A 12789-nucleotide genomic window follows, 5' to 3' on the forward strand; every position below is an offset into this window, starting at 1 on the left:
GCGGTTTTACTCGGTTTCCAGATTCTCGTGGAACATGCCGATCTTGCGGAACTTTTTGTAGCGCTCATCGACGAGTTGATCCAGTGGAATGTTCGTCAACTGTTTCAGATTGGCGGAGAGTGACGCCTTCAGAGCGGCTGCCATCTGGCGGTGGTCGCGGTGTGCGCCGCCCAGTGGTTCCGGGACGACTTCGTCGATGATTCCGAGTTTGAGCAAATTGTCGCTGGTGAACTTCAATGCGTTGGCGGCTTCGTTCGCAAATTTGACATCCTTCCAGAGGATGCCGGCACAGCCTTCCGGCGTGATCACGGAATAGTAAGCATACTGCAGCACGGAGATGGAGTCGCCGATTCCAATTCCGATTGCACCGCCGGAACCCCCTTCGCCGATCACAACGCAGACGATGGGAGTTTTGAGCAGCGACATTTCTCTGAGGTTGATCGCAATGTTGTAGGAGATCCCTTGTTCTTCCGATTTGATTCCCGGGTAAGCGCCCGGCGTATCGATCAGGCAGATGATGGGGATGCCAAACTTCTCCGCCATTTTCATTTTGGAAAGGGCTTTGCGGTAGCCTTCCGGATGGGAACAGCCGTAAAAACACTCGGTCCGTTCTTTGAGTGTGCGTCCTTTTTGCTGGCCGACGAACATGACTTTCTGTCCGTCGAGTTTGGCAAGCCCGGTGATGATGGCCCGGTCATCGCCTATGGCTTTATCGCCATGCAGCTCCACGAATTCATCAAAGACCAGTTCCAGGTAATCCAGGGTTTGTGGTCGCTCTGGGTGCCGGGCGACTTTGACTGTGTCCCAGGCGTCCAGGTTTTCGAAAATCTCACGTTTCATACGTGTGATTTCCAGACGCATGTTGCGAATCGCATCTTTGGTGTTGGCTGTCGGGTTCGGTTCCTGCTCGATCTTTTTGAGCTGTTCTTCCAGTTCGTAAATGGGACGTTCGAAAGGAAGCTGATTGATGACTGACATAATATGTGAGACCGCGTAAAAAAATGAGAGTGTTTATGTAAAGGTGCTCGGCATTTTGAGAGATGCAAGCGATTAATGCAAGATTTTATCTTCTTAGATCACATCAGGCAATTCATCCATGAAAGGAAGATCCTCGTCCTTTTTAGATTTATCTTTGCTGTCGTCGCTCTGTGGTGCTGCCGGTTGCTGTTGCACTGGTGCTGGTTGTTGAGGCTGTGGTGGTGCCTGCGGTGCCTGCGGTGCCTGCGGTGCCTGCGGCTGCGGTGCAGACGGTGGTGCTTGTTGTTGTGGAGGCGGCGCAGCGGGCTGTCCCGGTTGTGGTTGGGGTGGCTGTTGTTGCTGCGGCGGATAGGGTTGTTGTGGATAAGGCTGTTGTGGATAAGGCTGTTGTGGATAAGGCTGTTGTGGGTACCCGGGAGGCGGATAGGCTCCCTGTGGCGGCATGGGTTGGCCTTGATACTGCGGCGGGTACATCATCGGCTGTCCCGGCATGGGTTGCCCCGGCGGCATTGGCTGTGGTGGATACATTGGTTGCTGATATTGCGGTGGATATCCACCGGGCATTGGCTGGGGCGGTTGTTGTTGTGGTGGTGGCTGGGGTTTCTTTTCTTTTTGTGGTTCCGGCTTGGGAGTCGGTTTCTTCTTGTTGTTTGCTTTTCGCTGCGCAATTAATTCTGCAGCCAGTTTCGGGTCTTCTTTTACCAACTCTGACAGGCGGGCATCCGCACGGCTATCGAGTCGTTTTTCCTGCATCGACTCTTTTTCTTCCTGGTCTGCTTTCGCTTTATTCTGAGCGATGATTTCAGAGATTTCCGCTTTAAATATTTTCAGGTTTCTGAGTGAAGAGACGACTTCTTCCATCGACTGGAATCGGCCTTCCGGTTTCTTGGCCAGCATCTTCAGCACAAATTCATCACATTCCGGAGTGACATTCGGATTGATACTGGAAGGTGCGATAGGGCGTTCTCCGATATGCTTCAGCAGAACTTCCTTGGGGTTTTCGCCATGGAAGGGAGTTTTCCCTGTGAGGACTTCGAAGATGGTGATTCCCAAGCTATAGACGTCAGCACCGGGACCCAGTGCCAGTTTTTTGATTGTCTCGGGGGCAATGTAAGAACGTGTTCCCTGAACGGACTTTGCTTTCCCGAATAACTTTCCGAGCCCTTTCGCGACAGGTACGGCAAGACCGAAGTCAATGACTTTGACTTCGGAACTTTTGCTGATCAGAATATTTTCCGGTTTGATATCTTTGTGGACCCAGCCTTTTTCATGCATGTGTCCCAGTGCCATCGCCGTTGATTCAATCAGTTTGCGCAAACGTGCCTGGACACTAAGCGGATCTAAAGTGAGTTGCGATCGCAGATTGGGGGCGCGGAAATAATCCATCAGCAAGTACACGTGTTGTTTGGATTTCACAAACTTATGCAGATAGATCAGATTCGGGTGATCCATGGCACCTGCCACTTTGGCTTCCAGTTTCATGGTGGCGACAATTTCCGGGTTTTTCATGGGTTCCGGTAACAGCCGTTTCATGGCGAAACTGGTCGGGGCCCCCTCTTCTTGCACCTCCCAAATCTGGGTGGTCGAACCATCGGCGATCAGATTCGCGAGTTGATACTCATCAACTACTTTTTCATCTTCTGCTGTATCTGTTGTTTCTGTTTCAGCCACTGCGCAACCTCTTGCTTTTGGAGTGATCCGACGTGGTGCCGCCGGAACTCATTGTAAGTGAATACAATGATCTGTCATGTCCTGGGTTCTTGTTCGAACCTGAAGTGAACCGGGAGAAATCATCTGATCAGACAGGGATGCTTTCTTCGCACCTTACAGTGTAACGAGCTAAGCGACTTAACGAAACAATGGATTCTAAAAGCTGACCTTTTTTCCAGGTGGTTTTGCTGGGGTGCGTCCCGGTGTCTGACCCGGGGTGGTCTCTGTTTTGCCCACTTTCAGGACGGGTTGAACCTGTGCTCCATCTGCCAGTGGTTGTGATGTACTAACGATGATTTCATCGTCCTTGCTGAACGGAGCAGCCACAAACAGGCGTTCCGGACCGATTTGCCCTAGAATCTGCGGTTTCAGGTCTCTGATCACATTTTCACGAACGATCTGAATTTTTCGTTCCCCCTCGGGGGTGTTGGTGACCGAAATCGTGGGGATTTCGGCAATGGGGTAACGCGGAATCAATGCGACGCTCACCGATTGCCCCGGCCTGAACTGATTGCTGTTATTGTTCAGGATGACCACAGCCGATGTGATGGAATTGGCCAGATCTCTGAGTTTTTCAAATTGAGGGGCTAATGGAAGAACCTGATCGACGGTGGCTTGAACTGCCTGTTCTTCGACACTCAGGTTGATCTTGGCCCCTTTCTGGGCCTGCGCGCGTGTCAGGGGGATTTCAACTTGCAGCTTTGAAGTGTCTCCCAGTTCCAGCAGGGGGTCCCCTGCTCTGACAAAGGCACCCGGTGCAGCGAAAACCCGGAAGATTTCCCCTTCATATGGGGCACGGATAATGGTTTGCTCTAGACGGATATTGGCGATTTTCAGATCTGCTTGTGCCAGATCGAGTCTGGCTTTTGAAATCGCTTTGTTTGTCGAAGTTTTATGTTCTTGAGTGGCTACTTCCAGCGCTGCTTCTGCGCGTGCCACTTCCGCCTGGGGAATGCTGGAATCAAGGCGAACTAAGACGGTTTTTGCTGTTGATTTGTCGCCAGGTTTGACATCAATCGCATGGACAATTCCGTCGATGGGTGACGCAATTAAGAGTGCACGTACGGGTTTCAGGTTGAGAGGCACATAATAATCGCGTGGATGCCTGAGTGTGATTGCTTCACGTTGAATCGATACAGTCTGCTGCTGGTCGGCCGCTGGCTGTGCCAGCAGAGGAGTTGTCATCAGCAGTAGAACTGCGAGCAACATCGAGAAACTGATGTATCGATTATTTTCAGAAGAAACGAGCGCTGTTGAAGTCTTAGCCAGGAGCTGCATCATACCAAAGCTTTCATGTACGAAGTGTATCACACGTGAGCAAAAATCTCTTATTCAGATTTTCGCTGACCAGCTCCGCAGATTCAAGCAGTGTTTGCAGATCTTTCACTGATTTCACAGAAGAACTCAGGAAGTGACTGCGGGCGATGTTTTAGAATGCTTATTGACAGAGAACCCAGCCCCGGAGTTTGATGCAGCAGGTTGAGGTGCAGTTTTTGGTGTCAATCCAGAGTTGATGGCACCAGCCACTCGGTTTCTCTACGGCCCGTGGTGGCCGTTCGAGGGCAAACGTGATCGAAGGGATATAACGCTCGGACTGGACAATTCCTGTGACCAGCGAAGCGGGTGAAACTTTTGACGGGGCATTGGCTTTCATCAGATTGCAGGCTGCTAAAGCATCAACGGCATATTCTGCACAGTGCACTCCCTGAGCGCGATTTCCCGTCAGATGATGTTTGATGGAATAGGGAGTCCCCAGTTTTTTATCCAGAAAACGTTCGTACTGAGCTGTCATTCTCTGATTGAATGCTGCCTGGGGTTGAAAGACATGGATCGTGGCAGGACGCTGTGTATTCAAGTAATTCTTGAGTGTCAGGCAGCGGACTCCTGTTCCGTTCATGCTGTCATAAACCACTGGTTCCCCATTTCGCATGACGATCATGGCGACGTGGGTGTAGGCGCTTTGCGTGAAGATCCGGACGGCGAGGCAGTCACCTTTACTGAAGAGCAATGTTCCGGTCTGGACGCGGGTAGAAAGCGTATCGGCCAACTGGTCGAAGGTCGTAAAATTTGCATTCATTTGTGGGGTTACAGCCTGAATGGGCTGATCATTCCTTTGGGTAGCCTGTGGTGTGGAAGCAAGGACAGCAATCGACAGGAATAATGACATAACAGCCTCCTTCTGAAAAGATCAATCTGTTCCCGGCACTGGTAACTCGCCTTGGTCGTTCGCACTGGTCGTTCAAACTGTGCCGAATTCGTTAATCTCAGTTGCTTAAATGATATTTTCACATTAGTTCTTCGTTGTCAACGAGAATCTCTTGGAAAAAGATCAGAAAAAATGAGCGAATGCCGGAAAATCATTTCGGTGGGCAAACTCTTGTGCGCGTACGGTGAGTCGGTTTGAAGAGAGTGAGGTGTAGTCAGTTGCTCAGTATCGTATCAATGAATTCTGTTTTGAAAGCCGTGACTAAGCGGGAGGCTGCTCTTCCGGTGGTTTTCTGGCACTGAGTGTGAAGTGGTGGACGGCACCATCAATGGCGACATCGGTGAAGAGATCGAGCAGTCGATGAGCGTACCATTGATATTGTTTGGTCGAGAACTGTAACAGCCCTCCTGGTTTTAAGGCGCGCAGACATTTCTGTAGAAAAACTTCGCCTTGCTCTTCGCTGTTGAAATAGGACTTATTGGTGAGAATGTAATCATAGCTTTCGGGTTCGATGCCTTGGCCTTCTTCACATAATTCCACGCGGACGTTGGTGAGTTGGTTTTTGGCAATCCCCTGCTCCGTACATTTGACGGCGCGGGCATTGCTGTCAATGGCATGCACGGTGGCAGACGGGCAACGTGTGGCTGCGATGAAAGCAACGATTCCGGAACCGCAATCGATGTTGAGAATTGTGGATTCCTCTGACAATTCCATCAGATTCGTCAAGGCACGCGCACTCTGGTTCGGGCGACGGTGGCTGAAGACGCCGGGCAGAGTGTAAGCATGTAACAGGGTATCGCCTTCACGGGCCACAAGTTCATCGAGCAGACTTTTTTTCTCGGGTAAGTCCTGTGGTTTCTTTGTCTGGTAGATGATACCGGCATCCGAGACGAGGCGCGTGACTTTGGGAAACAAAGTCTTCAGGAATTTATGATATTCATAATCTTTTGTGCGCGACGAGGCGATCGTCAGCGTGCCTCCCGTTTGCAGGCTTTGTACTGCGGAGAGTGTTAAATCACGAATATACTCCTCGGATAACTGTTGCGCCAGCGGTAGCATGACGGCGTCATAATCATCTTCCGGAAATTCGCTGCCACAGATGGTGCTCCATTCCGTAGAAAGAGATAGTTCTTCCTGGACGAGACTGCACTTGTGTTGAATGCGGCTGATAACGGTTTTGTCAAAACTGAAACAGTCAACGCGGGTGCCTGCTCTGTTGCGTTGCAGCAGTGCCGTGGTCAGTTGATGCAGGTTCGACTGAAAGCAGAGGGTGCGCGTGGCGCTCCATTCCGGAGTCAGGAAATCCAGCAGCAATTGTTCGGGTGCAGGAATCAGTTTTTTCAGGCGTTGTTTTTTTTTCGACTTACGCGACATGGTCATTCATTTTCAGGATTCGGATCAGACAGGTCTTTTCGCAGACAAGGTTATCGCAGACAAGGTTATCGCAGACAAGGTTACTCAAATTCGATGATTATAAAACCCGGCAGATAAAACATTTCAAGTAATGATTCTCAGGGCAACTGGGAGAAACGGGGTGGTCTGCTGGTTGTCCTCGTTGTTCCAGAATCTGTAAGTGACGCCCGGTGTGTTGCGAAACCGAAGCCAGCATCTGCTGGAAATCCTGCTGGCTGATCAGTCCGGAGCAACTGCAGGTTACCAGGATTCCGCCGGGTTTTAAGACGTCAAACGCCAGACGATTCAGACTGAAGTAGCCTTTCAACGCCTGTTTCACACCACTGCGATGACGGGCCATTTTCGGCGGGTCCAGGATGATCGAATCGAATTGTTCTCCGTCTGCTTTGAGTTTTTCCAGAACCGCATAGGCTTTACCAGTTTCGAATTGAATTCGATTGCCGATGCCGTTCAGTTCTGCATTGGCTTTCGCCTGTTCGATGGCTGACTGCGAGGAATCATAGGCGACAACGGATTGGGCCTGGCCATGTATGACCGCGTTGAGTGCGAAGGCACCGGTGTAACAATACATTTCCAGCAGGCGATGATTTTTGACATAGCGGGCCACAGCGAGACGATTGTCGCGCTGGTCGAGGTAAAATCCGGTTTTCTGTCCGGTGACCATACTCATGCCGTAGCGGATGTTGTTTTCTTCGAGAAAGAAATGTTCCGGCGGTGCTTCACCATCGAGAAGTTGATCGGAGATTTCGAGCCCTTCCGCATCGCGCATCCCCTTCTCTGTTCGCAGCCAGATCCCTTTTGCCGGAAAACGTTCTTTGAGAAAACGAATTACCAGATCCTGTTTCATAGAGAGTGCCAGGCTTGAGAATTGAACCAGGAACCATGCTCCATAGCGGTCAATCGTCAGGCCAGAGAGTTGATCGGCTTCGCTGAATACCAGGCGGCAGCCGGTCGTTTCAAAGGAATCCAGCAGCCCGACGGATTCCCGCAGTGCCACCGCCTGCTCCAGTCGATTGAGCCAGAAGGCATCGTCGAATTCCTGGGTTTCATCCCAAGAGTAGAGACGGACGCGGATATTGCTGTTCGCGTTAAACAAGCCCCGGGCGATGAATTCTCCTTTGTCAGATTGCAGAATGACTTCTGTGCCTGGTTCGGGAGATCCTTCGATTCTGGAAATCGCACCAGCAAATACCCAGGGATGGCGTCCAAAGAACGGGAGTGCACGACGTGGCTTGAGTGTGACACGTGGCAGGGGTTTCGTTTCGGAAGTCGTATCGGTAGTCGTTTCGGAGATAATGGTCGCGTCAGCCTCGAGCGGGCTTGAATCACTCATAAGAGTTTTCTAATCAAAAAGATCGATAGAGCGTTTGTGTCTATCGAAAAAGAAATAGGGAGGCTCATTCACGGTCTGAACCGGGAATGACCAGAATGTTGATCTCTATGCGGTGCAAGACGTCTTTCCTGGTTGAAAGCGGTTTGCATATATGAATTATGCTTCACTGGAAGTCGATTTGGTCGTGCCTTCCACTTCCGCAAGATAAGCCAGCAGTCGATCCCGTTCGTTCGTCAGATGTCTGACACGCAAAAGAGAACGGACACGGGTCGTGAGTTCAATGCGATTGACGGGCTTGGTTAAAAAGTCGTCACAGCCAGCCTGTACGGATTTTTCAATGTCTCCCATTTCATTCAAGGCAGTGATGATGAGAATGGGGATATCTTTCGTTTCCTCGTTTTGTTTCAGTTGCGTACAAACTTCGTAGCCACTGAGTTTGGGCATCATAATGTCCAGCAGGATCAGATCTGGTTCGATCTCGGCGACTTTATCCAGCGTTTCTTTGCCATCGTAGGCCATGAATGTTTCATAGCCTTCATCCAACAGGTAGGCATCCAGCAGTTCGCAGTTCTGATGGTTGTCATCAGCGATAAGTATTTTTGAATTCTTCAAAGAGATTTCAGACGACATAATCGTTTGCCTGTAGTGTAAGATAGATTTGGAAGCTGGCCCGTTCAGCTGGCGTGAAATAGAAATTCACGCACTCTGAAGGTAATTTATCTCATTTTCCGGGGAATCACAATAACCGCTCTACCGTTTTTTACAGGCTGCTGCTCGTTTTCTGGGTGTTTTCTATAAAAACCAGCCTCAGGCACAACGGCAATTGCTGCCACATCCGGTTGATTCGGTCTGCGAAGTCGGTCGTTTACAGCCACAGCTCTGTTTGTTGCAGCCACAACCTGACTTTGTCCCCTGAATCACCGGAGACACTATCACCGGAGACGCTACGATCAAACGACGCAGCAAGACTTCGTTGATCCGTCCCCGAAAGCGGATCTTGCCATCAAAAGAGACAACAGGGACACATGTGCCAAACTGCTTGACGAGTGCCGGGTCGCTGTAAATATCGATAAATTCTGCCGTGGGGAGGTATGCAGCGTAATCTTCCAGAATTTCTGCAGCCTCTTCACAGAGGGGGCAGTTTTCTTTGGTGTAAACGGTGAGCGTTTCAAATCGCTGGCCCTGCTCTTCAGGAATCCAGTCTTCGTTTTGCTGGGTACCGCGGTTGCGTTCAGCGTGTTTCATTTCTGTACTGGAAACCTGTTTCAGGACGGCAACTCCGCCGCATGACAGGCAAAGTGCCAGTAATTTCCAGATGGAGGGGCTCTGATACCAGGAGCGGGGCATGTTAAACGGCAGCCATTCGGTTCCTGTCAGGGAGAGGGCTAAGATTCCTAAGCCTAGAAATAGCATAGTGTTCCCCAAAAAAGGGAGCCCTTTTGGAAGTTCTTCTGTGTGTGCGATTGTGCTCATATGATTTTCCCCTGTCGCATCCCTTCTCACTGACTTTGTACGGAGTATCCTGCCCGCCGTTTCGCTCTCTATAATAATCATCGAATTTCTTCTCAGAATATTATAGTCAATTGCCCTGTTTTTAAATCTCTTCGTGGTTTTATCTCGTCGTTTTATCAATTCAGATCGACGCGGTGCGTCTGAAACAGGCGGGCTTTGATAGTGTTCATAATGTCCTTGGTGAAGTCGCCGGGGAAATGGCTTGTGCGCTCCGGTTCTGCATTATCCGGGATTCGGGAGATTCCATAAACCAATACTGGTCAGTCATTAAAACGGATGCTAGAGTGTTACTATTACCTTGCTGAGTATTGAGATTCATCGCAGGACACGTTGAGCGAATTGGTAGAGAATGGCAGGAAAACTAACGGCCGAGGGGTTTTTAAACCTGGTAAAACAAAGCGGTCTGGTTTCGGTCGATCAGCTGAAAAAACTCCTCTCCGAATATCAGGACCAGGGAATCAAGCTGGGAGAACGGGAACCGGCTGAGATCGCTGACGAGCTGATTCAGCGTACTCTGCTGACGCGGTGGCAGGCAAATAAGCTACTGCAGGGCAAGCATAAAGGGTTTTTCCTGGGGAAATACCGTTTACTGGACCTGGTGGGCAAAGGGGGCATGAGTTCGGTCTATCTGGCGGAACATGTGCTGATGCGTCGCCGCTGTGCCATTAAAGTGCTGCCTTCCAAACGTGTAAACGATGCCTCTTATCTGGCGCGCTTTCATCGCGAAGCACAGGCTGTGGCGTCGTTGGATCATCCGAATATCGTGCGTGCCTACGATGTTGACCATGAAATGGAAAATGAAGCCGAGATTCATTTTCTCGTGATGGAATATGTGGACGGGCAGGATTTGCAGGAGATCGTGACGAAGAACGGCGCACTCGATTTTCGTGATGCCGTCAATTATACCCGGCAGGCAGCCAAGGGATTAGCCCACGCCCATGAAGCAGACATAGTGCACCGCGACGTGAAGCCGGGCAATTTGCTGGTTGATTCGAAAGGGGTTGTCAAGATCCTCGATTTGGGTCTGGCCCGTTTTTTTAACGAAGGCGAAGATAAATCGCTGACGATTGCACATGACGAAAAAGTATTGGGGACGGCAGATTATCTTGCGCCCGAACAGGCGATTGACAGTCACATGGTCGATTCCCGCGCTGACATTTACAGCCTGGGGTGCACCGTCTATTTTATGCTGACGGGACATCCCCCCTTCACCGAAGGCACACTGGCGCAGCGTTTGATGGCGCATCAGACCAAAGAGCCGCCGCCGATTACGAATGACCGCCCTGATACTCCCGAGGATCTGGTTCAGATCCTGGAGAAGATGATGGCCAAAGATCGCGAAGAACGCTATCAGACGGCTGACGAACTCGCAGATGCTCTCTATGAATGGTTGCAGAATAATACGGATGAAGAGTGGCGACAAAACAATCTGAGTAGTGGTCTGGGATCTGGTGTTGATTTATCCCAAGCAGGGTCCGGAGTTCAGAAACAACAGAAAAAAAATCCGGAACTGGCAGCCTTTCTCTCCAATTTGAAAGAAGAATCGGGAATTCAAAAAGGACCCGGTTCTGGTGAAGTCAAACAGAAGCCGCGCAGTTCACCGGAGCAGCCAGTAGCCAGTCCTTCTTCGGATATACATGATTCCTCGGTAATCAAAGAGGGCAAAATCAGTACCGCTTCGACGCGGATCGCAGGGGCGGCAGAGACACAACAGAAACTGGATCCGAAATCGGCTGCTCCGACAGCAAAACCGACAGCAAAACCGACAGCGAAACCCGTCGCCAAGCCTGTCAAAAAACCGGTTCCCAAACCAGTTGCGAAAACAGTTGCGAAAACAGTTGCCAAGCCGGCTCAACGTCCCGTGAAAAAAGCGGCTCCAGTTGTGGAAGCACTGCCTTCCGACTCGGCGATACTGGAAGCGGAACCAGAGGAAATCGAAGCGGAACTCGTTGAAGAGGCGGCACCGGCAGAACTCTCACTTACAAGTCAGAAATGGTTTTTTCCCGCAGTAATTGGCGGCGGGATTGGTCTGTTGCTGATTGCAGGCGTGGTGATGTTCGCGCTATCGGGAGAAGAAGAAAAACCAGAGGAGACACAAGTCGCCCAGCCCGAAGAGACAGAGAAAAAGACTCCTACACCAGAGACACTGCCCGAGGAAATCAAAGTTGGTCCCGAAGAAGATTACAAAACGATCGCCGCAGTACTGAAAGACATTCAGATTGTCTTCAGCAAAACCTTTGGAGTCGACAGCAAACATTACACCATCAAGGTGGTCTCCGGTCAGGAACTCAAGGAACGGATTCAGATCGATAATTCGACTCTGAGCTACCCCAAAGGAATCACGATTGTCGCGGAAAGTGGAAAACCAGTCATCTTGGCTCCCGAGGGACCGGAACCGGTGATTCAGTTGAAGGGGATGGAAGGACTGACGATCGATGGTTTTCTGATCAAAGCCCAGGGGAAAAAAGTCGCGATTGAACTGGCCGATTATCTGGTGGGAACGCAATTAAAAAATTTGAAAGTGAATGATTTTCAGTCGACGGGGGTTTTGACGAAAAGTGTTTCCGGGTTGGGAAATGAGCCGCTCTTGCTGGAAAATCTAAAACTCAAAGCGGGCAACCCGCAGGCTGTCGGTCTGGATTTCACCGGGGAAACAAATAGTGGCATCGTGATGTCCAATGTGCGTTGTCTGAATGCGATGCAGGTTGGCCTGCGGTTTTCCTCAAGCGTCAGAGATACGCACATCAAAGAGTCAATCTTTTCGGAATCAGCAACTGGTATTCGCTTTGAGTCATTGGGGTATGACCTCAGCAATTTGAAATTGACCAACAACACCTTTTTCATTGTGAATTCGGGGATCGTGATCACCGCCATGCCCGGACCGGGTAGTGAAGCGATTCAGGTTTCCCGCAATCTGTTCGCCACCATCGAAGACGCAGCAGCGAAAGTGGAACAACAGAATGATCCCAAAGTCTGGGCCAAAATAGTAACGGCTCAGGAAAACTATTCTTCGCGCACCGCACCAAAGCCTGTGCCCGCAGATGAGTTGGATCTGTTCAAAAATAAAGGCAAACGGGGCGATGCGAATTTGAGCAATTTCGTCTCAACGACTCCGGGCGATGAAAAATTTCTCTCCCCTGCCCCGGATAATCCAGCCCACAAAGTCGCCGGTACACCTGGTGGCATGAAACCTTATGTGGGTGCGGTCGGACCGTAAGAGAATACTCTTTTAGACTGGTTCCCGAATGTGGGGGCGACCCTATGTGGTCGCCCGCGGTGTCGACGTGGTTCGCGTGTTGTCGTGCGGAGTTTTTCTCCGGTTCCATTCCAAGAGTGATTCGGTATTGAATGTCGCCCGGCGGGCAGGCTCATAGACCTGCCCCTACATAGTATATAGGGATCGAAGCTTGGTTCTGACTTGATCTGTTTCTCTGACGGTTTCCTGTTGCCGGGTCGTTTGAGGGGGATCGTTACACAAAACTATTGATTGGGTGGGACCGAATGTAATTCGGTCCGAGCGCAGCGAGCAGGAAATTGACAGGAAAACGTTACGAATGATCCTGCCACGATGATATTACAATTCCTCAACCGCGTGGCACTGTTGGCTTGCCAACAGTGAATGGGAATACGTTCTCAT

General features: G+C 50.5%; 9 protein-coding genes. 1 reads left to right on the top strand and 8 read right to left on the bottom strand.

Features of this window, described 5'->3' with window-relative positions:
- Positions 1-6: 6 nt before the first annotated feature.
- The 8 genes from AAC022_RS15220 to AAC022_RS15255 form a co-directional block, all read right to left on the bottom strand.
- Entirely contained in the window at positions 7-978 is a 972-nt protein-coding gene (locus AAC022_RS15220) for an acetyl-CoA carboxylase carboxyltransferase subunit alpha (protein ID WP_339732254.1), read from the bottom strand.
- Positions 979-1071: 93 nt separating this feature from the next.
- On the bottom strand, positions 1072-2649 hold the full coding sequence (locus AAC022_RS15225; protein WP_339732256.1) for a serine/threonine-protein kinase: 1578 nt from the start codon (positions 2647-2649) through the stop codon (positions 1072-1074).
- 195 nt (positions 2650-2844) lie between these two features.
- The gene (locus AAC022_RS15230; RefSeq protein ID WP_339732258.1) at positions 2845-3969 is read right to left on the bottom strand and encodes an HlyD family efflux transporter periplasmic adaptor subunit; all 1125 of its coding nucleotides are present in this window, start codon (positions 3967-3969) and stop codon (positions 2845-2847) included.
- Positions 3970-4126: 157 nt separating this feature from the next.
- Positions 4127-4855 (bottom strand): YiiX/YebB-like N1pC/P60 family cysteine hydrolase, encoded by a 729-nt coding sequence (locus AAC022_RS15235; RefSeq protein ID WP_339732260.1) that lies wholly within the window; start codon positions 4853-4855, stop codon positions 4127-4129.
- Between the two features lie 300 nt (positions 4856-5155).
- A complete protein-coding gene (locus AAC022_RS15240) occupies positions 5156-6268 on the bottom strand; it encodes a methyltransferase (protein WP_339732262.1) in 1113 nt (370 codons plus the stop codon).
- 97 nt (positions 6269-6365) lie between these two features.
- A complete protein-coding gene (locus AAC022_RS15245; protein WP_339732264.1) occupies positions 6366-7640 on the bottom strand; it encodes a class I SAM-dependent rRNA methyltransferase in 1275 nt (424 codons plus the stop codon).
- 156 nt (positions 7641-7796) lie between these two features.
- Positions 7797-8270, bottom strand: coding sequence for a response regulator (locus AAC022_RS15250; RefSeq protein WP_339732266.1), 474 nt, complete (start codon positions 8268-8270; stop codon positions 7797-7799).
- 177 nt (positions 8271-8447) lie between these two features.
- Entirely contained in the window at positions 8448-9113 is a 666-nt protein-coding gene (locus AAC022_RS15255) for a glutaredoxin family protein (RefSeq protein ID WP_339732268.1), read from the bottom strand.
- Positions 9114-9501: 388 nt separating this feature from the next.
- Between AAC022_RS15255 and AAC022_RS15260 the strand changes: the two genes are divergently transcribed.
- On the top strand, positions 9502-12369 hold the full coding sequence (locus AAC022_RS15260; RefSeq protein WP_339732270.1) for a protein kinase: 2868 nt from the start codon (positions 9502-9504) through the stop codon (positions 12367-12369).
- Positions 12370-12789: the final 420 nt, after the last annotated feature.

The sequence above is a fragment of the uncultured Gimesia sp. genome, assembly GCF_963976445.1.
Classification (GTDB): Bacteria; Planctomycetota; Planctomycetia; order Planctomycetales; family Planctomycetaceae; genus Gimesia.

Excerpts from the sequence above, each read along its gene's own strand:
- AAC022_RS15220 (WP_339732254.1), bottom strand. The coding sequence starts at position 978 with ATGTCAGTCATCAATCAGCTTCCTTTCGAACGTCCCATTTACGAACTG.
- AAC022_RS15230 (WP_339732258.1), bottom strand. The coding sequence starts at position 3,969 with ATGATGCAGCTCCTGGCTAAGACTTCAACAGCGCTCGTTTCTTCTGAA.
- AAC022_RS15235 (WP_339732260.1), bottom strand. The coding sequence starts at position 4,855 with ATGTCATTATTCCTGTCGATTGCTGTCCTTGCTTCCACACCACAGGCT.
- AAC022_RS15240 (WP_339732262.1), bottom strand. The coding sequence starts at position 6,268 with ATGTCGCGTAAGTCGAAAAAAAAACAACGCCTGAAAAAACTGATTCCT.
- AAC022_RS15245 (WP_339732264.1), bottom strand. The coding sequence starts at position 7,640 with ATGAGTGATTCAAGCCCGCTCGAGGCTGACGCGACCATTATCTCCGAA.
- AAC022_RS15250 (WP_339732266.1), bottom strand. The coding sequence starts at position 8,270 with ATGTCGTCTGAAATCTCTTTGAAGAATTCAAAAATACTTATCGCTGAT.
- AAC022_RS15255 (WP_339732268.1), bottom strand. The coding sequence starts at position 9,113 with ATGAGCACAATCGCACACACAGAAGAACTTCCAAAAGGGCTCCCTTTT.
- AAC022_RS15260 (WP_339732270.1), top strand. The coding sequence starts at position 9,502 with ATGGCAGGAAAACTAACGGCCGAGGGGTTTTTAAACCTGGTAAAACAA.